General features: G+C 43.4%; 22 protein-coding genes. 14 read left to right on the plus strand and 8 right to left on the minus strand.

Annotation, left to right across the window (positions count from 1 at the left end; genetic code table 11):
• Positions 1 to 101: 101 nt before the first annotated feature.
• Together G8O23_RS04695 and G8O23_RS04700 are read right to left on the minus strand one after the other, a co-directional pair.
• Complete coding sequence (locus tag G8O23_RS04695) at positions 102 to 644, minus strand: CvpA family protein (RefSeq protein ID WP_166362307.1); 543 nt, start codon at positions 642 to 644, stop codon at positions 102 to 104.
• A 28-nt stretch (positions 645 to 672) separates the two neighbouring features.
• The gene (locus G8O23_RS04700; RefSeq protein ID WP_166362309.1) at positions 673 to 1572 is read right to left on the minus strand and encodes a polyprenyl synthetase family protein; all 900 of its coding nucleotides are present in this window, start codon (positions 1570 to 1572) and stop codon (positions 673 to 675) included.
• Between the two features lie 273 nt (positions 1573 to 1845).
• On the opposite strand from G8O23_RS04700, the gene G8O23_RS04705 reads away from it, so the two are divergent.
• The 9 genes from G8O23_RS04705 to G8O23_RS04745 all read left to right on the plus strand — a co-directional run bounded on the left by G8O23_RS04705 (position 1846) and on the right by G8O23_RS04745 (position 11011).
• Complete coding sequence (locus G8O23_RS04705) at positions 1846 to 2145, plus strand: ArsR/SmtB family transcription factor (protein WP_166362311.1); 300 nt, start codon at positions 1846 to 1848, stop codon at positions 2143 to 2145.
• A gap of 106 nt (positions 2146 to 2251) precedes the next feature.
• A complete protein-coding gene (locus G8O23_RS04710) occupies positions 2252 to 2698 on the plus strand; it encodes a 6-pyruvoyl trahydropterin synthase family protein (protein ID WP_166362313.1) in 447 nt (148 codons plus the stop codon).
• Between the two features lies 1 nt (position 2699).
• Positions 2700 to 3284, plus strand: coding sequence for a GNAT family N-acetyltransferase (locus G8O23_RS04715; RefSeq protein WP_166362315.1), 585 nt, complete (start codon positions 2700 to 2702; stop codon positions 3282 to 3284).
• 13 nt (positions 3285 to 3297) lie between these two features.
• On the plus strand, positions 3298 to 4197 hold the full coding sequence (locus G8O23_RS04720; protein WP_166362317.1) for an oxidoreductase: 900 nt from the start codon (positions 3298 to 3300) through the stop codon (positions 4195 to 4197).
• 18 nt (positions 4198 to 4215) lie between these two features.
• The gene (locus tag G8O23_RS04725) at positions 4216 to 4737 is read left to right on the plus strand and encodes a GNAT family N-acetyltransferase (protein WP_166362318.1); all 522 of its coding nucleotides are present in this window, start codon (positions 4216 to 4218) and stop codon (positions 4735 to 4737) included.
• Between the two features lie 184 nt (positions 4738 to 4921).
• The gene (locus tag G8O23_RS04730; RefSeq protein ID WP_166362320.1) at positions 4922 to 5935 is read left to right on the plus strand and encodes an alpha/beta hydrolase; all 1014 of its coding nucleotides are present in this window, start codon (positions 4922 to 4924) and stop codon (positions 5933 to 5935) included.
• Between the two features lie 160 nt (positions 5936 to 6095).
• On the plus strand, positions 6096 to 7268 hold the full coding sequence (locus tag G8O23_RS04735) for a hypothetical protein (RefSeq protein WP_166362322.1): 1173 nt from the start codon (positions 6096 to 6098) through the stop codon (positions 7266 to 7268).
• 249 nt (positions 7269 to 7517) lie between these two features.
• Complete coding sequence (locus tag G8O23_RS04740) at positions 7518 to 10079, plus strand: alpha/beta hydrolase family protein (RefSeq protein ID WP_166362324.1); 2562 nt, start codon at positions 7518 to 7520, stop codon at positions 10077 to 10079.
• Between the two features lie 443 nt (positions 10080 to 10522).
• On the plus strand, positions 10523 to 11011 hold the full coding sequence (locus G8O23_RS04745) for an Lrp/AsnC ligand binding domain-containing protein (RefSeq protein WP_166362326.1): 489 nt from the start codon (positions 10523 to 10525) through the stop codon (positions 11009 to 11011).
• A gap of 2 nt (positions 11012 to 11013) precedes the next feature.
• On the opposite strand, the gene G8O23_RS04750 is transcribed toward G8O23_RS04745, so the two are convergent.
• Both G8O23_RS04750 and G8O23_RS04755 read right to left on the minus strand, forming a co-directional pair.
• Positions 11014 to 13578: a tetratricopeptide repeat-containing hybrid sensor histidine kinase/response regulator gene (locus G8O23_RS04750; RefSeq protein WP_166362328.1), complete on the minus strand. Its 2565-nt coding sequence runs from the start codon at positions 13576 to 13578 to the stop codon at positions 11014 to 11016.
• Between the two features lie 137 nt (positions 13579 to 13715).
• Entirely contained in the window at positions 13716 to 13934 is a 219-nt protein-coding gene (locus tag G8O23_RS04755; RefSeq protein ID WP_166362330.1) for a hypothetical protein, read from the minus strand.
• Between the two features lie 353 nt (positions 13935 to 14287).
• Between G8O23_RS04755 and G8O23_RS04760 the strand changes: the two genes are divergently transcribed.
• From G8O23_RS04760 to G8O23_RS04770, 3 genes are read left to right on the plus strand one after another with little or no spacing between them, the layout of a single operon-like run.
• Positions 14288 to 15880, plus strand: a complete 1593-nt coding sequence (locus G8O23_RS04760; protein WP_166362332.1) for an aspartate:alanine exchanger family transporter — start codon at positions 14288 to 14290, stop codon at positions 15878 to 15880.
• Positions 15881 to 15893: 13 nt separating this feature from the next.
• Positions 15894 to 16850 (plus strand): AEC family transporter, encoded by a 957-nt coding sequence (locus G8O23_RS04765; protein ID WP_166362334.1) that lies wholly within the window; start codon positions 15894 to 15896, stop codon positions 16848 to 16850.
• Positions 16851 to 16891: 41 nt separating this feature from the next.
• Positions 16892 to 17413, plus strand: coding sequence for a UpxY family transcription antiterminator (locus G8O23_RS04770; protein ID WP_166362336.1), 522 nt, complete (start codon positions 16892 to 16894; stop codon positions 17411 to 17413).
• A 21-nt stretch (positions 17414 to 17434) separates the two neighbouring features.
• On the opposite strand, the gene rpiB is transcribed toward G8O23_RS04770, so the two are convergent.
• Entirely contained in the window at positions 17435 to 17875 is a 441-nt protein-coding gene (gene rpiB / locus G8O23_RS04775) for a ribose 5-phosphate isomerase B (RefSeq protein ID WP_166362338.1), read from the minus strand.
• A gap of 66 nt (positions 17876 to 17941) precedes the next feature.
• Here rpiB and hemW point away from each other — a divergent pair, with 66 nt between their 5' ends.
• Together hemW and G8O23_RS04785 are read left to right on the plus strand one after the other, a co-directional pair.
• Positions 17942 to 19066, plus strand: coding sequence for a radical SAM family heme chaperone HemW (hemW, locus tag G8O23_RS04780; protein WP_166362340.1), 1125 nt, complete (start codon positions 17942 to 17944; stop codon positions 19064 to 19066).
• A 196-nt stretch (positions 19067 to 19262) separates the two neighbouring features.
• Positions 19263 to 20159 carry a lysophospholipid acyltransferase family protein gene (locus G8O23_RS04785; RefSeq protein WP_166362342.1) on the plus strand — a complete coding sequence of 299 codons (897 nt, stop codon included), beginning with the start codon at positions 19263 to 19265 and terminating at the stop codon, positions 20157 to 20159.
• 9 nt (positions 20160 to 20168) lie between these two features.
• On the opposite strand, the gene G8O23_RS04790 is transcribed toward G8O23_RS04785, so the two are convergent.
• From G8O23_RS04790 to G8O23_RS04800, 3 genes are read right to left on the minus strand one after another with little or no spacing between them, the layout of a single operon-like run.
• Positions 20169 to 20576, minus strand: a complete 408-nt coding sequence (locus G8O23_RS04790) for a DUF4348 domain-containing protein (RefSeq protein ID WP_166362344.1) — start codon at positions 20574 to 20576, stop codon at positions 20169 to 20171.
• A complete protein-coding gene (locus tag G8O23_RS04795) occupies positions 20563 to 21669 on the minus strand; it encodes a DUF1972 domain-containing protein (RefSeq protein ID WP_166362346.1) in 1107 nt (368 codons plus the stop codon). Before G8O23_RS04795 ends, G8O23_RS04790 begins: the two co-directional genes overlap by 14 nt.
• Before the next feature lie 3 nt (positions 21670 to 21672).
• The gene (locus G8O23_RS04800; protein ID WP_166362348.1) at positions 21673 to 22890 is read right to left on the minus strand and encodes an ATP-binding protein; all 1218 of its coding nucleotides are present in this window, start codon (positions 22888 to 22890) and stop codon (positions 21673 to 21675) included.
• Between the last annotated feature and the right edge of the window lie 187 nt (positions 22891 to 23077).

Consider the following 23077-nt stretch of genomic DNA (forward strand, 5'->3'; position numbering starts at 1 on the left):
CAAAGATATAAAATGCTATTAAATGCCACTCTCTTTTTCAGTTGGCATTATGCAAAAGCTATGGTTACAAGTAAATCTTGAGGAGTGTAGTATGGATTAGCCTAGGTTTCTATTGCTTTATCCTTGTTAACAGTAAACGTTTCCTCAACCTTCTCCTTTATCTCATCGAAATTTAGGTATGGGAAAATACTTGGGGCTAAACGTTCAACAGGGCCATAAAGCAATGAATTTTTGCCAAAATCATCGGGTATAACCCTAACCCTGTCGCTCACCTTACCAAGCAACAGTAGAATTACGCTTAGGATAAGTGCAGTTTTTACAACTCCAAAGGCAACACCCAGCAGCTTATTGACCATACCAAGAAAAGCAAGGTTCACAACCCCTTCGGCAAGTGCACCCAAAAAGTGTACCCCCACAACAATGGCAGCAAAAGTAATGGCAAAGGCAATAAGTGGCATGTAGGGCGTGCTGAACGAGAAATGCTCCATGATTAGCCCTGCGGTATAGTCGGAAAAATGAATTGCCCCCCAAATTCCTAGCAGGAGCCCAACTAATCCGGCGGCTTGGCCAATTAAGCCTTTTTTATATCCATTGAAGCCGGCAAATATGAATACCGCAATAAGTATAATATCTAAAATGCTCATCAGGTTTTATTTTAGGGTTAATACTTTTCTATTTCTTTCTATTCACCACAAAATTGGCCATATCAACAAGCGCATCGCGGTATATTGATTCGGGAAAAGATTCGAGTGCGGCTATAGCTTTATCCTTATATTCGTTCATCTTTTGGGTGGCATAGTCAATTCCGCCATACTCATTGGCAAATTGGATTACCTCCTCAACTGCCTTTTGGCTCCGCTTGCTCTTGCGTAGCTTCGAAAGTATTGCCTTTCGGGTAGAACGATCGGCATTTGACAGGGCGTGTATTAGCGGCAGGGTAAGTTTGTTCTCCTTAATATCATTTCCGGTGGGTTTTCCCAAAGCGCCCTTCGCTTGGTAGTCGAAAATATCATCCTTTATCTGGAAGGCAAGGCCAAGGTTAACACCAAACTCATACATTCTTTCGACATTAGCCTGCTCTGCACCTACAGAAACAGCGCCGTTCACCAGGCATGAAGCAATTAGTGTTGCCGTTTTTTTATGAATTATATCGAAATAGGTCTCCTCGTCGATATTCATTTTGCGGGAGCGTTCAATCTGCAATAGCTCGCCCTCACTCATCTCTTTAACTGCATTGCTCATATTGCGGAGCAGCTCAAACTCATTGGTTTCAATGGCAAGTAAAAGGCCTTTTGAAAGGAGAAAGTCGCCTACGAGCACAGCAATTTTTGAGCGCCACAGCGCGTTGATTGAAAACGATCCTCTCCGCTCATTGGCTTCATCAACCACATCATCGTGAATAAGGGTGGCTGTATGAAGAAGTTCTATCATTCCTGCGGCAACAAATGTGGACTCTCCTATTGACCCATTCATTCCGGCTGATAGAAAAACAAGCAATGGCCTAACCTGCTTTCCCTTACGACGATAGATGTAGTTGGTTATAGTACTAAGCAGCGGCACCTTGCTGCTCATAATTTTACTGAAGTATGGCTCAAAAGCCTTCAACTCGTTAGCGACCGGCTTTTTTATGGAATTTAGGTGTGACACTTAATCTAATTTTTTAACATCGACAAATTAACTACTTTTTTGCTTAACATGCTTGTTAAATCTAAAAAACTAACCCTCGTCAATTTTTCCTTTTGCACATTTGGGAACCAAAGAATTATTTTGGTAATCGTAAAATTTAGAGGCACAAAGCAAAAAAGATTAAATATTTATATATTTGCATCAATTAAATATGTTGTTATGAACACCGTTAAGGATTTAAGAATTGAGCAACTAGAGCAGGCTGCCAGCATGCTTAAGGCCATTGCACACCCTATGAGGATAGCCATACTAAACTTTTTGGAAGATGGTAATAGGATGACTGTTACCGAAATCCACGAAAAGCTAGAGATTGAGCAATCCACCACCTCACACCACCTAGGTATCCTAAAGGATAAAGGGGTTTTAGCCTCGAAGCGCGAAGGAAAGAACACCTTTTACTTCCTTAAAAACGATAGCCTTGCGAAGATTATGGAGTGCCTAAACAAGTGCACCACATAATCGTTTGTATAGCTTATCCCCGCAGTAGAACAAATCTTAGGTTAAGTTGTTTTGGAGTGTGTATTATTTTACCAACCAAAACAAGCTAAACACTAACTAATAAACAATGCCAAGAATAAGGCTTACGAAGGAATTTTCCTTCGAAATGGCGCATATGCTTGAGGGATACGATGGCCCTTGCAAAAATGTGCATGGTCACTCATACCGATTATTTGTAACAGTTATAGGTGAGCCAAACCCCGACGCGTCAGACCCAAAGTATGGTATGGTAATGGATTTTGGCCAGCTTAAAACTATTGTGAAAAAGCTTGTAGTGGATAGGTTTGACCACGTATTGATGGTTAAGAACGACAACCAGATGCTTGATCATCAATTTATTCACACAATAGGTAAAATTGAACGGGTAGACTATCAGCCAACCTGCGAAAACCTTTTACTACATATCGCCAACCTAATTTCGGCAGAGCTCCCACCTGAAGTAAAACTCTACCACTTAAAGCTACACGAAACAGCAACCAGCTACGCCGAGTGGTTCGCCACCGACAACGAGTAATATGAGCAACACGGACAATCTCCTACATATTGATATTGACAGCACCATTTCGCTTCGACACATTACGCTTGAAGATGCAAACGATATTTTTCATACCATAGACTCTCAAAGAGAATATCTAGAGCGTTGGCTTCCCTTTGTTCCTTTCACCCAAACGGTAAACGACAGCATTGCCTTTGTTAAATCGACATTGAATGTTCCACCTAACCAAGCGGAATTGCTGTTTACCATTAGGTACAACAACGAATTTATTGGGCTAATTGGTTTTAAAGATACAGACAGGGCAAATAGAAAAACAGAGATTGGCTACTGGCTTTCCGAAGCAATGCAAGGCAGAGGCATTGTTACCAAATCGGTTAAAGCGTTGGTTTGCTATGCATTTGATGAGCTTGATATCAACAGGGTTCAAATTAAGTGTGCTGTGGGCAATACACCCAGCAAGAGAATTCCCCAACGGCTTGGCTTTGTTCTGGAAGGCATTGAACGCGACGGAGAACTACTAGCCAACGGTCAGTTCACCGATCTGGAGGTTTATAGCCTTACCGGCAGCGATTATGGTGAAGAGTGGCAAAAAAACGAGAAATAAATCAACAGTAAATATGAACTGGACAACAAACGACATTCCTTCGCAACAGGATAAAATTATTGTAATTACTGGCGCCAATAGTGGGCTGGGACTAGAAGCAGCAAAAGTACTAAGCAGCAAGGGGGCAAGAGTTATTATGGCGGTTCGCAGCCTCACCAGGGGGCAGGATGCCATTGCCCAAATCAACAAAACAAACCCTTCTGCGCAGCTAGAGCTTATGCACCTCGATCTTTCAGATCTGGAGTCGGTAGCTGCATTTGCCAATGAGTTTAAGCAACAGCATGCACGCCTCGACGTTCTAATCAATAATGCCGGGGTTATGTGGCCACCCAAAAGGGAGACCACAAAACAAGGTTTCGAATTACAGCTAGGAATAAACCATTTGGGACACTTTGCTCTAACAGCACACCTGTTTGACATCTTGAAGGCTACACCCCAATCTCGAATTGTTTCTCAAAGCAGCATTGCTCATTCTATGATATCTAAGCTGGATCTTGCTAATGTGAACTGGGAAAAATCGTACAACAAGAACAAGGCCTATGGTCAAAGCAAGCTTGCCAACCTTCTGTTTACCTATGAGCTTGACAGGAAGCTAAAAGAGCATAAGATAGACACAAAAGCGATTGCTTGCCACCCTGGTGTGTCGAGCACCAATCTTTTTAGGTCGTCAAGCTTTGCAAGCAAAGCCATCAAGCTAATTGGGCAAAAAGCAGAACTTGGGGTACTGCCAATGCTTAGGGCGGCATCAGACGAAAGCATTATGGGAGCCGACTATATTGGGCCCAAAGGCTTTATGGGTTTATCGGGATTTCCTGTAGAGGTAAAATCGACTAAGCTGGCAAGGAGCAAAGAGCTTGCACGGCGATTCTGGGACTTGTCGGAAGAGCTTACAGGTATCCATTTCGTTTTTTAATATCGAACTGAATATCATATGCTTAGGTTTGATGATGGGGAGGTTGCTATAAGGGAGTTTTTGCCTGAAGACAAGTTTAGGCTCGCCGAGCTGGCCAACAACACCAAAGTTAGCGATAACCTAAGGGATGGTTTCCCGAGCCCATACACTGTTGCTGATGCAATACAGTTTATTGATATGTGCCTTAAAACTAGGCCACCCCAAGTATTTGCTATAGAATATAAGGGTGAGTATGTGGGTAACATTGGGCTAAATAAGGGTGATGATGTTTATGCAAAATCGGCCGAAATTGGCTACTTTCTTGGAGAACCCTACTGGAACAAGGGTATTATGACCAAGGCGGTAAGACTTATATGTGGTTATGGTTTCATCAGCCTAGGTATAGTTCGAATATTCACAGGGGTTTTCAGCTATAACATCGGCTCGCAAAAAGTGTTAGAAAAATGCGGGTTCATTAAAGAGGCCATTTTTAAAGATGCTATCTTTAAAAACGGTAAAATATGCGATGAGGTTCGATACGCCAAATTGCTTAGCCAATAGGCTTGCCTCGAGGAAGTCAACTATCAACACAACATAAGCCCTACTCCAACACCAAACTCTTTAGGTTTGTTGGAGTGGGGCGATTTTTTTTGTACCTTGTTCATGCTATTCGATTTTATATTTGATATGCTGTCCATCACGCAAAAAACAACACAGATTAAAACCTAACCATAAACCCATCGCTATGAAAACAACAAAACGAACCAAGCACGCATTACTTTGGTTGCCCCTAATAGGTTTACTTTTTTCGTGCCAAAATCAAGGGGGAGCCGATAGAGTAGCCCAATCGGAAATGGGCGAGTATGCAGCACACGCCAAGGGAAAGGTTAAAAGTATTGATGTTGCCCAATTCCCAGAAACAGTTCTCGATATCCCCTACACTGCAACGGAAAATCCGCGTCAAACCCTTGACATTATTTACCCCTCGGAGGGAGAAGCACCCTACAAAACCATCGTGGTTATTCACGGTGGTGGTTGGAAGTATGGCGACAAAAGGGCCGAAACGCTAGCCCCCATGCTCCAAGCTACTACACAAGGATACGCTGTGGTGACGTTAAACTATAGGCTATCCGATGAGGTGACTTGGCCAAAACCCCTGCAAGATGTGAAAACCGCGATTCGCTTTTTGAGGGCTAAAGGTGCAGATTATGAACTGGACACAAAGAAGCTTGTAGCCTGGGGATCCTCTGCTGGCGGACATATAGCCATGATGTTGGGGGCTACAAATAATCATCCGGCATTTGAGAACCTCTCCATGGGATACGAGAACTTCTCCAGTGCGGTTCAAGGGGTTATTTCATGGTACGGTGTAGCCGATATTAGTAGGGTAACCAACCTTGGCTCACACCCAGCCAACGAAATTATGGGTTTTAATGTACAGGAGAACTGGGAAAAAACCAACGATGCTAACCCTATAAACCTGGTAGGCCCCGATTTTCCACCAATTCTACTTGTTCATGGAACCAACGACAAGGTGGTGCCTTACATGCAGTCGGTGAATATGAAGAATGTGGTAAACGAGGCTACTGGCCGTGAGATTGCTACGCTAATGACGGTTGAGGGCGTTGGGCATGGTCATGTCAAGTTCAAAACCACTGAGAATATGAATAAATACTTCGATTTTGCCGATAAAATCCTTTACAATGGCAATAATCCTTACCGCAATCAGAATGCTATTAACATAAAAACTAAGAGGTAAACACATTATTTACTTAGCAAAACCTGCTGATTCATTAAAATCAGCAGGTTTTTTTTCATCGTCGTTTAGCCGTGGCATCTAGCTGAAATCATAATTAAAAAAGATCAATTTTTATATATTTACAGGCTACAAGCAATAACCTTGATAACCTTTCAATTCAATGGATTATAAAATTATTGAGGTAACCAACGCAAAAACTAGGCAAGAGTTTATTCTTCTGCCAGTTAGGCTTTACAAAGATGAGGCTAGCTGGATTAGGCCCCTCGACCATGATATTGAGGATGTATTCAATCCTAAAAAAAATAAACATTTCCGTAACGGCGAAGCCTGTAGGTGGATATTAGTAGACGACAAGGGCAAAACGGTAGGTCGTGTGGCAGCTTTTATCGATAGAAATGTAAAAAACACTGAGCAACCAACCGGGGGAATGGGCTTTTTTGAATGTATCAACAATCAGAATGCGGCCAACCTACTTTTCGATACATGCAAGCAGTGGCTTATAGAGCGCGGAGTGGAAGCCATGGATGGCCCCATAAACTTTGGCGAGCGCGACCGCTGGTGGGGACTACTCGTTGATGGGTTTTACGAACCCAACTACTGTATGGGATACCACCTACCCTACTACAAATCGCTGTTCGAATCCTATGGCTTTAAAACCTACTTTAAGCAATTTACCTACCATATGCCGGTTAGCGACAAGCACGTTGAGCCGGTGGTTTGGGAAAAGGCCAATCGAATAGAGCAAAACCCCGAATACAGAGTTACAATCATCAACAAAAAGGACCTTCAAAAATTTGCTACCGACTTTGTGGAGATATACAATAAAGGCTGGGGCCGATTTGCAGGGGTTGGCAAGATGAAACGGGTACAAGCCATGGCGCTACTAAAATCTATTAAACCTATTCTCGACGAAAGGCTAATCCTATTTGCCTACCATAATAACCAGCCCATAGGTTTTCTGATAATGATTCCCGACTTAAACCAAATAGTAAAGCACCTTAATGGCAAGTTTAATCTTTGGGCAAAGCTAAAGCTAATATACCTGCTTAAAGTAAAAAAGAAGTGCACCAAGGCTCTTGGGCTAATATTTGGTATTATTCCTCAGTACCAAGGTAAGGGGGTTGATGGTGCATTGGTAAAAGAATTTGCCAGATGGGCGCTCCGCGACGATTATCCCTACACCGACATTGAGCTGAACTGGATTGGCGACTTTAATCCCACCATGTGCAAAATGGTTGAGCAGATTGGTGCTAGGGTTCTAAAAACGCATATAACCTTCAGGCTTATGTTCGACTCTAGTAAAGAAGTTGCACCACCACGTAGGGTGAGCTAAAATATTCAAATTCATCCTTTAACCTTTTGCACAAACACGGGTCAAAACCTTATAATTCAAATTTTAATGAAATGTTTATGAAACACCCATGTAAGGTAGTTTGCACAACCGATCTCGTTTGAATGACGAGAGAGCTCAGCGGAGCTAAACACCGATGAACAAACTATGGGTGTTCCATCCGCTCGAAAAAGAGTGCTAAAAGCAAGATAGTAATGTGTTGTAAATTAATAATATAAATATTTTGTACGGATGAAAAAATTAGTTAGCGTTATAATTATCTTCCTTACCCTACATGCTGCCTGGGCACAGGAAAATTTTATTGAAGATTGGTTAGTTGCAGATGGTATAAGCGTTACACTTCCATCGTTGGCCAACATCAAAAATGTAAAGGGGAAAACCTTTGAGCCCATCGACTTGCTAAAGCAACAAACGCTTAGCTTTGAAAACTTTTACCCCGAAGAGGGTAAACACATTCAGGGAGCGAGCACTCGCTGGGTTAAGCATAGTGTAAACTCCCATAATGCAATAAACCTAAACCTCGCTAGCAACGATTACAAGTTGGTGCTGGCTGCAGCATACATCGAAACTGATGGTTTTTGGAAGGGAGATATTGAGGTGGAGTCAACACTTCCCTTTGAACTGTACGTGGGCGAAAACAAAATAGCCGACAGGTACTCTGCGTCCAATTCAGCAAATCCCGTTTCGAAGGAGGTAAAGCTGCTGGCGGGTAATCATCTGGTTATGGTAAAACTACTAGCAACCGATACCCTTACCGGCCCATCCACATTGAAAGTGGCAGTTAAACCAAATTCAGATTTTGCTGTGGATAAAATTGCGCTTAGCACCAACCCTCGTCAAGTAAAAACGCTAAAGCACCTGCTTCAGGGGCCAAAGCTATCGGGGGTTAGCGTATCGACCACAGGCGAGATGGCGCTAATAACCGTTAGCGAGATGGATACCAAAGCCGAACGAAACAATTTTTACCGTCGAGTAGTAAGGTTGAGCGACAGCAAGACGATAACGTCATTCCGCCAGAACGAGGTGTCTCAACTAAAATGGATGCCCAAGGGCAACAAGCTATCATACATTGCCAATGGGAACCTATGGATTTACAATTTCGATTCGGGCATTGAAAAGGAGGTTCTTAAGGGACTTAATGATATGATGGGGTACGAATGGTCACCCAACGAGGATTTCGTTATTTACAACGTATACGAGCGCGATGATAGCCGCAAGGGTGATATTAAGCAAATACTTACCATGGAGGATAGGCAATCGCACTGGCGAAGTCGCAGCTTCCTATACATCACTCACCTATCAGCGGGTAAGCACCAACGCCTTACATGGGGCAACCAATCCACCAGCTTGCATGATATAAGCCCCGATGGCAAAGCCATTCTTTTTAGTATTAGCCGTGAGGATTACAGCGAAAGACCGTACCGCCGACAAACCCTACTCCAGCTTAACCTCAACACGCTAGCCATTGACACGCTTTGGGCCGAAAAACTTTTTGCAACAACCGTAGCTTACTCCCCCGACGGCACCAAGTTGTTGGCTACAGGAGCGCCCTTAGCCTTTGGCAATGTTGGAGTAAACGTTTCCGACAGAAAAATCCCCAACGGTTTCGATACCCAGGCTTACATATATGATATCAAAACAGGTGCAGTGGATCCTATTACCCTCAACTTCGATCCTTCGGTACGGGGAGCACATTGGTGCCCAACCTCAAATAATATCTACATCAATACTGTGGATAAGGAGAAAAACACAGTTTTTGAGTACAATATTCGCCGCAAACGATTCGCACCCTTAGACCTGAGGGAGGAGATGGTTGGTAGCCTAGATTTTGCCACAGGCAAGCCGCTGGCAGTGTACCTGGGTTCGGGGACCAACTCCTGGCCCAAGGCATATAGCATCGATCTAAAAACGGGGAAAACACAAGTGGTTGACGATACCGATGCGGTGAATTATACCCACGTGAAGCTTGGCGAAGTAAAGGATTGGGAGTTTGTATCGGAGCGAGGGCAAAAGGTTGTGGGCAGGTACTACTTACCACCTAACTTTGACCCCAGCAACAAGTACCCCACCATTGTATACTACTACGGCGGTACAACCCCTGTTGGACGAGACTTCGGTGGCCGATACCCCAAACAGCACTATGCCGCCAATGGGTTTGTAGTGTTGGTGTTGCAACCCAGTGGCACCATTGGCTTTGGGCAAGATTTTTCGGCTGCACATGTGAACGCCTGGGGCGAAATTACCGCCGACGAAATTATTGAGGGCACCAAAAAGTTTACCGCACAGCACAACTTTGTGAATGTGGATAAAATTGGCTGCATTGGTGCTTCGTACGGTGGATTTATGACCATGTATCTGCTTACACAAACCGACATATTTGCAGCTGCCATTTCACATGCAGGCATAAGCTCCATATCGAGCTACTGGGGCGAGGGCTTTTGGGGATACTCCTATAGCGCCGAGGCCAGCGCAAATAGTTTCCCTTGGAACAACAGGGAACTTTATGTTGATAGGAGCCCTCTATTCAATGCTCATAAGGTGGTTACGCCTTTGCTACTACTGCATGGAACAGACGACACCAATGTGCCCGTAGGAGAGAGCATTCAGATGTTCACCGCGCTAAAGCTGCTGGGCAAACCCGTTGATCTAATTCAAGTTGATGGCGAGGATCATCATATACTAAAGTACAGCAGGCGTATTGAGTGGACAAATACCATTCTGGCATACTTTAGCAAGCATCTGAAGGACGAACAGGCATGGTGGAGCGAGCTTTACCCTGAGCAAAACTACTAATGATTCAAAACTTATTTTGAAGAGGGTGTCTTAAAAGTCTAAAAATCATTTTTATTCATTAGTGTCCGACTAAGTATTTTGTAAAATGATAATAATGTGATAGATTTAGCTTCGCTGCTACTTCGTGGTCTCGCTTCGCTCGAAATCTATATTTATTAGTCGGTCAGTAGTGATTTTTATTCTCTTTGTGTTCCTGCCTGTTCAGCAGACAGGTTTTGTGATTTCTTTGTGAGTCACTTCGGTAAACACTTCGATATACTCAGTGCACCGCTCAGCGCATCGCTTTGTTTATCTGTATTTTAAATATTACACAAAGTTCCATAGAGGACTTATGAGACACCCCTTTTATAAAATCAATTTTTAATAAAAATGAACCCGAATGGGATATGTTTGCTTACAATTCATTAATTTTATGACGTAATTAATTTAAATCTGTAACAAGAATGGCCGATTCAAAATACCAGGTCGATGAGGTTGACCAGAAGATACTGGCGTACCTAGTGAAAAATGCACGTATGCCTTTCCTCGAGATTGCTCGAGAGTGTGGCATATCGGGTGCAGCTATCCATCAAAGGGTTCGAAAGATGGAGGAAGCAGGCATAATTGATGGTTCACGAATGATAGTTATGCCCAAGGCATTGGGTTACGATGTATGCGCATTTGTGGGTGTGCAGTTTGCAGCAGCAAATCAGTACGAGGGGGTGGTTGAAGCATTACGACAGATGCAGGAGGTTGTGGAGTGCCATTTTATTACAGGCCAATTTGCTCTGCTGCTTAAGATCTTCTGTCGAGATAATGAGCACCTGATGGAGGTGCTGGTGAACACTATTCAGAATATCCCCGGGGTAATGAATACCGAAACATTTATCTCACTCGATCAGGCCTTCGAGCGGCAGGTTTACGTAAAAGACAAGTGGTTGGTAAAGAAATGAGTTTAAGCTTCGGAGCTTAAGTGCTGCGTGAGCTTGACTAGTAGATCCTCCTTTCGAATTGGCTTGCTCATATAATCATTACATCCTGCGGCAAAGCACTTTTCTTTTTCCTCGCTGTGATAAAAAGCCGTATTTATAATTACAGGCACCTCTGGGTTCAGTTTCCTAATGTTTTTCAGGGCATTTATTCCATCTAGTATGGGCATTTGCACATCCATAAGAACTAGACTAACGGCAGGATTATCGCGGAGCATATTAATTGCCTGAACCCCATCCTTGGCCCACAGAATAGTTAGGTCGATATCGGAGAGAAACGCCTCAATAAGCTTATAGTTACTAACCACATCCTCGGCTACTAGAATTGTTCTACCCCTGAGTAACGTCAAATCGTAGGTCTCGGACTTAGTGCTAATCGAAACAACCGCCATATCCTCGTTGGGCGTGTAGGGTATGGTGAAGTAAAAGGTAGAACCTTTGCCTAAGTGTGAGTCGAGCCAAATTCTTCCACCGAGAGCCTCAACCAATTCGTTGCAAATCGCTAATCCCAGCCCTGTTCCCGAGTACACATTGGTCTCGGCACCCGTGCTAAACTTACTAAACCTTTCGAATATCAACTCATGCTTATCGGCCTCGATACCGGCACCCGTATCCTTAACAAAAAATATTAACTCCTCTGCACCAGAAAGCCGGTAGCCAAGGGTGATCTGTCCCTCAGGTGTAAACTTTAGGGCATTCCATAGCAGATTCGATAAAACCTGGCGTAAACGAACACCATCGGTCATAACAACAAGCCGATTGCACCTGTCGTCATAGTCGGCTACAAGTTGGAGCTTACGGTTATTAAGGGTCTCAAGCTCTTGCTGAAAGAATAATTTTATCTCATTAAGGATATCGTCAAGAACAACAGGTTTTATCTTTGTTTTAAGTTGCCCTGCCTCAATTATTGAAATATCAAGAATGTCGTTAATAAGGTTCATTAACACCTCGCCATTGCTTTTAATTATCTTCACATACTCGGCCTTAGCCTCGCTGGGCGACTCCTTGTCGGCGAGCAAATACGAAAACCCCACTATTGCGTTCATTGGCGTGCGTATCTCATGCGACATATTAGTGAGAAAGGCTGTTTTAAGCTTGTCGGCCTCCTCAGCCCTATCCTTTGCCACCTTTAGCTCCCATGTCCGTTCCTCCACAATATTCTCGAGCTGCTCTTGATACTCGTTCAGCTGAGCCTCAACACGTTTACGATGACCAATCTCCTCGAGGAGTTTCTCGTTCGCCTTACTTTTATATCGATACCGGCTGTATGTAAAGTATGAAAACAATATGAAAAGTAGTGCTAGCATTGCCAAAAGGGTAATCCAAATTCGAATTTGTGTTTTCTCACTCTCCTCAAGGGCTCTTTGCTTTGAGAGAAGTTCAATTTGTCGCTGCTTATCGTTTAGCTTGTAGCGGGTCTCCAGCTCTACAAGTAGGTTCGATTGGTCGACACTAAACACAGAATCGCGGAGCGTTAAAAAGTTGGACAAATACTCATGGGCCTTACGGTAGTCGCCTATACTCACGTAAACCTCTGAAAGGAGCCTACTAACCCTAACCAAATGTCTTTGCGAATTACTTTTTGAGGCAATTTCCCATGCTTGATTAAGCATTGCTATGGCTTGGTTGTACCTTTTTTGGGCAAAGTAAGAATCGCCCAGATAGTATAGTGCGTTGGCAACCCCATCAATATTATTAACAGCAGCAAAGTTTAACCTAGCCTCCTCAAAGTAGTTTATGGCACGCTGAAACTCCTGCGTACGAAGGTAAACCGTACCTATATTGATTAGGGTATTTCCGTAGCTTACCCTATCTGCATCCCTATCCTTCGAGTCTAATGATCGTTTAAGGTAATCTAGAGCCGTTGGGTAACGCCCTTGTTCGGCAAAAGCACGTCCCATATTGTTATAGGCCTTCGCAATGCCGTCGGTGTACTTAATCTGCTGGCTGATCTCGAGGCTCTTTTGAAAAAAATCTAACGCTACGGCCCTCTCTCCAAAGTAGAAATACACATTTCCAAGCTCACGGGTTAGGTCGGCAAGGGATATGCGATTACCCAACCTTATAGCCAAATCAATGGCATGCTGGGTATTCTCGATTGAGTTTTTAAAGTCACCTATTCGAGTAAAAATATTCCCGTACAGCTGGTAGCTCTCAACAAGCTGAGCGCTATCGCTAACGCTCACAAAGAATAGATGCGCTTCTTCTAAATGGTCAAGAGCTACTGCGTACTCACCCGTAATTGATTTTGCTTTTGAAAGGAGCAAGTGAGCCTTTGCTTCTCCCGCTTCATCCTCCCGATCCTTGGCAAGAAGCAATGCTCGCTCTGCATAAATAATGGCTTGGTCGGGGTACCTATGTAAGATTTTCTCTGTGGTGGAGAGCAAAACCTCTAGGCGCTTCTCCTCGGAGGTTGTGCTTATAATTCTATTAATTGAATCGGTATTTAAATTGGTAGCATATCCACACAGCCAGGCTAACACCACGATAAGTGTAAGCACCACGGTTCGTAAATTTATGGGTTTGGGCATTGGGATTCTGTTTGTTGTAAAAATAGTAAAGTTTGTTTGGAATTACGCCAATTTGTGCCTTTAGGTTTCGAAAGGTTTACGGTTTAAACAAAAAAAGGGGGCAAGGGCCCCCTAAAAGTCAAATATTTATTTCAAGACTAAAAGTCGTCATCTTCATCATCAGCTATCTCGTCATCATAAAATTCATCCTTTAGATAATCAATTTCAATGTCCTCTAGCTCGTCAATCTCATCGAAAAAAGCACGCTTTGGGTTTTTCTCCTTTTTTACCGGTTTGAGCTTACGATTCTTTTTGAACTCTTCGGCGCCAGCATACAAGTCTCGCTCTGGCTTTCTCATTTCCTTCTTTGATTTCATTACTGAAATTGTTAAAGATTAAGTTTGTGTTTTGTGAATTTTGATTAGTGAATAGTAGGTTTGCTGGTAATGCATTATGGTCAAAACGATAGAATTAATTTGTCTGCAATTATATAATATTTTTTTATATTCCCTTCTGAGTGAAGCTAGTTTTTAAAGCAGATTATTTGCTAATAACTTTTGTACAAATTATAAAATAAATAGTGGTTTGTCAACACTATCGCATTAAAAAATTAATGCTAATAACGCATTAAACCCCGATTTGTTTCGATATTATGCTGTAAAATAGTTCTGTCTTCTGTATTTGCGTTGGGGGTTTTAGTACATTTGCGAGTCAAAACCACCTCTTACATATGGAACTGATTACTAACCCCATATTTGCCCTATTTGCAATCATATCGTTAGGGTTTATACTAGGCAATATAAAAATTAGGGGCTTTTCCTTTGATGTATCGGCAGTACTATTTGTTGCCCTTGCTTTTGGACACTTTGGAGTTGTGGTGCCGCAAGTAATAGAACGTATTGGTATGGTACTTTTCATTTTCACCGTAGGAATACAGGCTGGGCCTGGCTTTATGAACTCTTTTAAAAAACAAGGTCGAAACCTGGCCCTTATGGCCTCGCTAATAGTGCTAATTGGTGTTTTGCTGGCGCTTGCAGCAATGCACATATTTGATATCGACTCTGCACTAATGGTGGGTATACTATGCGGAGCACTTACAAGCACACCCGGACTCACCGTTGCAATTGATGCCACTGCATCGCCCTTGGCGTCCATTGGATATGGTATTGCTTACCCCGTGGGTGTAGTTGGTGTAATTCTGTTCGTTAGGCTGTTGCCCAGGCTACTCAAAATTGATATTTCCTATGAAAACCGCAAAACGGAACAGGCTGAGCGAGGCTCCTACCCCGTTATAAGCTTCGCTCATTTTGAAGTTGATAATGTATCTGTTACGGGAAAATCGCTTAACGAGATCAACCTCCGATCGATGACAGGCGCTACCGTTTCGAGGGTTCAGCACAACGATAGCTGTATAACTCCCCAGTTCGACACCAAGCTTAGCCAGGGTGATATTATTAGGGCTGTGGGCTCGGAGCAGGCACTGGCTAAAGTTGAGGTACTAATTGGCCCAAGGGTAAACAAACAGATTCCACTTGGCAAGGATTACACCGTGGAGCAGCTACTTGTTACCAATAAGGAGCTAGTTGGCAAAAGCTTGAACGAGCTCTCGTTGCACCATAATTTTGATGCAGTGGTTACACGCATCAGGCGAAGCGGAATAGATATTGCCCCTTCGCCCGACTTACATATACGATTTGGCGATAAGCTAACCGTTGCTTGCCCAAAGGAGAGCATGTTGGGACTGGGTTCGTTGCTCGGCAACGACGAAAGATTGCTTTCCGACACTGATTTTCTGCCCATTGCCCTTGGAATTGTAATTGGTATACTTATTGGCTATTTAGAGATTTCATTTTTAGGACGATTCAATTTAGGCTTAGGACTTAGCGGTGGGGTGCTTATTGCTGCTTTAGTGCTTAGTGGCATTGGTCGCACGGGTCCAATTGTATGGACCATGAGCGGGAGCGCCAACCAGCTGCTTCGGCAGATGGGTCTTCTCTTCTTTCTAGCAGCTGTGGGAACTAAGGCTGGCGAGCACCTTATGGAAACCATTTCGCAGTCGGGGGTTACCCTGCTTATTATTGGCTTCGCCATTACCATTCTGCCCATGCTATCGGCCTTAATTCTCAATAAATATATCTTTAAATTCAATCTCTTTGAACTGCTGGGAGCCATAACTGGCGGTATGACCAGCACCCCTGGCCTTGCTGCATGCGACACGCTAACCCACAGCAACACTCCGGGTAGGGCATACGCTGCAGTTTACCCCATTGCCATGGTAGTTCTTATTATATTTGTACAGATACTAGTTCGTTTAGTATCATAAAAAAGTAAGCTGGATGGCAACGGAGATAATACTTAGGCAACTCCTAATTTTTGGTATACTTATGGGTGCTGGAGCCCTAGGCTTCTGGCGAAAATTAATTACTACCGAGATGAAGAACAACCTAGCTCGTGTGGTAATTGATGTAACGCTGCCCTTTCTTATTTTCACCACATTTGCCAATATGGAGGCCAACCCTAAGGTTTTGCAGAACGGCCTTTTAGTTTTTGCTTTAGCCTTTGTTAACCTTGTAGTTTTTAACCTTGTGGGAAGGTTGTCGTCGCGTATCCTAGGCCTTAAAACTCCGCAGGCAACGGTGCACACGCTTCACTCAATGTTAGGCAACATTGTGTTCCTGGGTTTCCCCTTGCTCGATGCGCTGTTCCCAAACGGAGTGGGTGTTTTCTACGGAGCCATGTATCAGCTTGCATCCAACACCATCACCTTTACCTACGGAGTGTATAAACTGAGCGCAGGAACACAAAAATCGGGATGGAAAAGCCTTATCAATCCCAATACCATTGCTTTAGTGCTAGGTGCTCTTATTCTACTTTTGGCGATCCCTATTCCAAAGGTTGTAAGCATTTCGTTCGAAAGCCTTGGGCGTTGCACAAGCCCACTATCAATGATATACATTGGCGCTATGCTTGCCTCCATGAGCATTAGAAAAGCCATTAAGCACAGAAGTATCTACCTCCTTAGCCTAAACAAGCTAATTCTTGTTCCATCTATACTGGCAATTCTATACCTGTCAACACTAAATATACTGGGGATTAACATTTCAAAGGAGGCATTTTTTGTAATAATTCTTCAGGCTGCAATGCCATGTCAAACCATTGTTGTTGTGCTATCGCACAGGTATAATGGCGATCATCAACTAGCCGGAGGGAACCTGTTTGTAACCACCCTGCTTAGCATTGTAACCCTTCCGCTGGTTTTTGCCATAGTGCAGTGGGTGTGGAGTACGATATAGTGGAATATTTTACATAAATTTGTGCTGAAAAGATTTTTGCTGTGCTAGATTTAACAAAACCCCATTGGCTTGCCGCCTACACCAAGCCTCGAAACGAAAAAAAGGTATACCAGCGTTTGGTTGAGGCTGGGTACGAAACATATCTCCCCTTACATCGCACCCAAAAGCAGTGGAGCGATCGGAAGAAATGGGTTGAAGAACCACTACTTCGATCGTACATCTTCCTTAAGATCTCGGAGAAGGAGTACTACCAAGCACTAACAATCCCCGGCCTAGTTCGCTATGTAACGTTTGAAGGCAAAGCCGCCCCAATTCCAGACAAACAGATTGAAGCGCTCAAACTCTTTTTGGGAGAGGAATTTGAAGTTGAGGTAACCGAAGAACAATTCGAACCCGGCCAAGCTGTAGATATTACCCTTGGTAAGCTAGCGGGATTAACTGGTGAGGTGGTAAAGCACAAGGGAAAGAGAAAGGTTATAATCAGGCTTGACCACATAACCCACTCCATTTTGGTAACCCTGCCAAGGGAATACATCACCAAGCAAAAAAGTACCTCAAAGTAATGCTGCCAGTAAAAAGTATATCTATTCAGGCTCTATCTTACTAACACGGGTGCCATGCCTTCCTCCCTCAAACTCTGCGTTAAGGAATGCTTTGGCTATTTCTTTGGCCGTATCAACTGAAACAAATCGGGCTGGGATAGCACAAATATTGGCATCGTTATGCTGACGAGCCAATGCGGCAATTTCGGGCAGCCAGCAAAGAGCCGAGCGTATCCCCTTGGTTTTATTGGCTGTAATATTTACTCCATTTCCGCTGCCACAAAGCACTATGCCCAAGTCGAACTCCTTGTTGGCAACACTCTGAGCCACTGGACGAGCATAGTCGGGATAATCGATGCTATCGGGGGAGTAGGTTCCAAAATCTTGTAGCTCATGCCCTAAATCTTGTAAAAACTGGACGAGTTGTACTTTTGTTTCAAAGCCAGCATGGTCACAGCCAATGGCTATTCGATATGTTCTCATGGTTATTTGCTATTTTTGCAAAGATAGCCTCTTTAGCCATATTCACAATTAGCGCATCTTTTTAAAATGTCGGGAATATATATACACGTACCCTTTTGCAAGCACAAGTGCGACTACTGCGATTTCTACTCCATTGTTCCAAGTGGTGAAATGGATCGCTTTGGCAGTTACATATCGCAAGAATTGCGCCTCCGAAAAAATTACCTTGGCAACGACACCATTGAAACAATTTACTTTGGTGGAGGAACCCCCTCGATGTTAGGCATAAAAGATATTGAGGCAATTTTAGATGATATTTCAGCAAACTTCCTGTTGAGTAAAAATGCAGAGATTACCATTGAGGCAAACCCCGATGATTTAGGTCTGATCTATCTACAAGATTTAAGAGGAGTTGGGATCAACCGCATTAGCATTGGCATTCAGTCGTTCGACGATGGTGACCTTAAGCAGCTTGGTCGTCGGCATGATGCTGCCCAAGGCTTAAAATCCATAGAGTGGGCATCGAAATCACAATTCGACAATATTAGCATCGATTTGATTTATGGCCTGCCCTACTCCAGCACAAAGAAATGGGAGGACAACCTAGCCACTGCATTTGGGCTACCAGTAAAGCACCTATCATGCTACCACTTAATATTTGAAGAGAATACACCCCTGTACAGAAAGATGAATAAAGGTGCTGTAAAGCCAGTTGATGAGGAGCTGAGCGTTGAGCAGTTTAAGATTATGCAACAAATCGCAAACCGGCATGAGTTTATTCACTACGAGATATCAAACCTAGCGCTAGAGGGTTACTACTCGAGGCACAACACATCGTACTGGAAGCAGATACCGTACCTTGGGCTAGGGCCATCGGCACACTCATACGATGGTAATAGTAGATGCTGGAACCCCAAATCGATTAGCCAGTGGTCAAAGGCAATTGCCAGTGGCCGGCTAACCATTGAGGTTGAAACACTTTCGGAAAACGATAGGATAAACGACTACTTTTTAACCTCGCTACGCACCATTTGGGGTGCAAATTTGGCTGACGTAGAAAAAAACTTTGGGAAGGATATGGCCTCAAAAGCCCGAGAAACAGCCAATAAGTATTTAAAAAAAGGAATGTTAGAGATTGAGGGCGACAGCATTTCGATTAAGCCAGAACACTTCCTGATCTCCGATGGAATAATTGTTGATTTTTTGATATAGCTATTCGCCCCAATGAAAATGTATTAAAGCACCAACAAGCAAATCTTTCTTTGCATTTGTAACCGCAAGGGGAATATGCCGTAGAACAAACCTGTGCTTACTGCTCAATGCCAATTTCTTATAGCTAGTTTTTTCTGAGTTAACCCTGCAATTGATTTTTTGACCTCGAATTAAATTCTGCTTTCGTAATTTTTATATGAAGAATATATCAAACCTAGTAACAGCAGCCTCTTTTTTTGTTGGAATAGTGCTAATTGGCATCATGCCCTTTAGGGTAATGTATTGGTTCTCCAATTTGTTTGCATTTTTACTGCATAAAGTATTTGGTTACCGACGAAGAATAATTGACGAGAACCTTTCGAGAGCATACCCCAACATAACTGAAGAAGAGAAGCGAAAGTTAATAAAACGAATATACAGAAACATCTCCGATGTGTTTGTAGAGGGGGTAAAAGCATTCATTATGCCACACAAGCAGGTGGTAAAGCGGCACAAGGTATTAAACCCCGAGGTAATTGAGCCCTACCTAAAAATGGGGCATAGCATTATTGGCCTTACAGGCCACATTGCCAACTGGGAGTGGGGAAGCCTTTCGGCCAGCGGCCAAATTAATGCAAGCGTTGTGGCGTTTTACAAGGAGCTCTCCAACCCAATTGTCGATCGGTTTGTAAAGGCAAGTCGAAGAAAGTATGGGACAATTCTTGCATCGATAAAAAACACCGCCGAAACCTTTGAGAGACATATCGACAAGAACACTGTTTTTGTAATGGCTGCCGATCAAAGCCCATTGAAAAAGCAGCTGGAACACGCTTACTGGACCACCTTCTTTGGTCAGCAAACTCCCTTTTTGTATGGCCCGGAGAAATACTCAACCAAACACGGCCTCCCTGTTTTTTACATTGATATCGATAGAGTAAAGCGCGGTTATTACGAAGTGACACTCTCGCTATTATCCAACAAGCCCCAATTGCTGGCCGCGGGGGAGCTAACCAAAATATATGCCCTAAAGCTGGAGGAGGTAATAAGAAGAAAACCTGAGGATTGGCTGTGGTCGCACCGAAGGTGGCGTTTTGCCACGCCAATTGAAGAATAGAAGGAAAAATTATAGGTTAACCTCCTCGGCATATACAAGGTACCACTTGCGCTTTATTACCTCAAACCGAAACTCTACGCTAAAGCCAGAGTTGTCAATCCATGATTTTTGGGTAAACGACCTTGGTTGCTGCTCGTAGGTGATGCTAAATATCGATGTGTCGACCTCGAAGACAGGAACCGTAAGGGTTGTCCAATTCTCCTTGGTCCAACTACGCTCTCCGTCACCATCAATTCTTTTCCCTTGCAACGGAAAGTGTAACCGCGAGTACTGGAAGGCACTATCAGTATGAAACCTGCTGTAAAAGGTTTCGAACTTTTCAGTGCGACTGTGTATTCGCTGTGTTGTGCATCCGCTCCAAAATAACGATATCAAGGTAAAGGCAACTATTGCTAGTGCAACGCTATGCTTTCTCATTCGTCAAGATGTTAATAAGGTTAACGTATTTATCAACAACAATAGACCATGTATATTGTTGTTTCACTCTTCTATCGCAGCGCTGGGCCATGGTCTTTCGTTCATTGTTATCGAAGTTCCATATGGCTTTAATTGCTGCCATCAGCTCATCATTGTTTTTAAAGTATAAGCCGCCGTCGGCAAGTGTTTCGCGGTTATACTCATTATCGCTTGCTACGATGGTACAACCTGCAGCCATAGCATCGAGTAGCGAGGGATTTGTTCCCCCAGCTGTATGCCCATGATAATACACGCGGCAATTCTTACGCAAACTATTGAGCGATGCCAGATGGTAAATACCTCCGGCAAAAATAACATTTCTGTTGGTAGCGTACCTTTTGGTTAAAACGTTGCCGTAAGGAGTATTTACTCCACCTACCACAACCAACTTTTTGTTTAGTAAAGCAAACGCCTTAATGGCCTGCTCAATCCTGTTCTCGGGTTCAATTCGGGCAACAAGGAGTCCGTATTCCATTGGTGTTAGGTTATACTTTTCCGTACAACCATCATTTTCAGCGCCTTCACCAAACTGGGCACCATAGGGTATGAAAACCGCCTCCTTTCGGTACTTGCTCATGAGGTAGCGCAGAACAGCCATGCTATCGGCCACCATTACTCTTGAGTACCTAGCGGCCAATCTTTCCGATAATTTAAGAACGAAACGTGCCACTACTCCCCACTTCTCCCGTTTCCACTCCAAGCCATCCATATTAACAACAAGTTTATCCCTAAATGCTTTGGAGAAGAAGGGGAAAAAAATGGAAGGGCTATGACCACAGCAAATGATCACATCGGGGTTATGTTGTTGTAAAATACTAAGCGACGACAGGTTGTACTGAACCCTTTGCAAGTTTTTGGGTAGGTATCTGAAAACCTTTACACCAAATCTCGAAACGGATTCAAATGGTTCAAGGTAATTGTTTTCGGTATAGGGCTGATAGACAGTTACATTATACCCCTGCGTTTGGAGTCTTACCGAAATATTCTCGGCAAAGGCCTCAAACCCCCCATAAGTATTGGGGATACCCTTAGTACCAATAATAGCAATCTTCAAAGGTTAAATAGGTTCTGTAATTTTATCGGATTTTGGAACCGTAAATATGAAACTACTCCCCTTTCCCAGGGTGCTCTCCACCCATATTTTACCTCCGTTGCGCTCAACAAACTCGTGGCAAAGAATTAAGCCCAAGCCCGTTCCCTTTTCTTGCGAAGTACCTATGGTGGTTGGGTTTGAATCGATCATAAACAACTTTTTCTGATCATGCTCGCTAATCCCAATGCCACTATCGGCAATGGTAACTAACCAAAACTCATCCTGGGGTTTAACTGATACCGAAACCTTACCATCGGAAGAAGTAAATTTTATGGCGTTGGTGAGCAGGTTGCGAATAACTGCTGTAATCTGGTTTGTATCAACAAATGCTGTACACTCGTCGCAAAGCGAAACCACAATCTCAATCCCCTTGTTCTCGGCATTGCCCGCCAGCAACTCAACACTATCGTGCACTATATCTCTAAGGCTAACGAATTTCGGTCTAAGTGGCATTCTGCCGGTTTGCACCATCGACCACTGAAGCAGATTCTCCAGTAGGTTAAAAGTATTATTTGAGTACTTATAGATTTGCTTAATGAAGTTCTTAAGGCTGTCAGAATCGAAGGTTTCAAACTCACGGGCTAACAACTCACTCAGTCCCAACACAGTGCTAAACGGGTTCTTTAGGTCGTGTGCTATGATGGCAAAAAACTTGTCCTTTGTGGAGTTGAGGGCCTCCAGCTCGGCTCGCTGCTTTTCCAGCTCTTTGGCCTGCATCTCAATCTCAATATTCTTTTGAGTAAGTTCCGCTTCGAGCTTATTGTAGTCCCGTAACCTTATCACAAGGGCCTTAAGCATACCCTGCGATATATCGGGACGTTTCTCAATGAGTGAGTAGAACACCCGCTGCTCAAGCCTAAGCAGCTCTGTAGATTCAACGGCTGTAACGCTTGCGCTTCGTGGAGTTGAGTCGACCAAAGAGTACTCTCCAAAATACTCGTTGCTTGAAAAGTATGCAAAGATATGATCGCCAGAATGAACCTTTACCTTACCCGACACCACAAGGTATAGGGAGTAATCCTTATCACCCTTATTGAATAAAACCTCATCGGCGCTAATTGACCTTGGCGTTAAGACCTCAGCCAAATCAAAAAGCAGATCTTTTTCAAGATCCTTAAAGATTGAAATCGATGTTAGTAACTTTACCCTAGCATCTGTGTCACCAGAAAAAGAAATGGTCATTGCGTGTTTTTAAGTTGTATGGTGGCTTCGTTTGATTAGCTACTTAGCAGTTACTTAGTTAAGTACCCTATGGCATCGAAAGCAAAAATAATTAAAAATTAATAGCATTCATGTTTTTTTAGGCCAATTCTGCATTTTAAGACAATAGCGCATCCAATAAAGTAATAAATTAGACAAATTGTACCCT

The organism is Perlabentimonas gracilis, from assembly GCF_011174675.1.
Lineage (GTDB): Bacteria > Bacteroidota > Bacteroidia > Bacteroidales > Tenuifilaceae > Perlabentimonas > Perlabentimonas gracilis.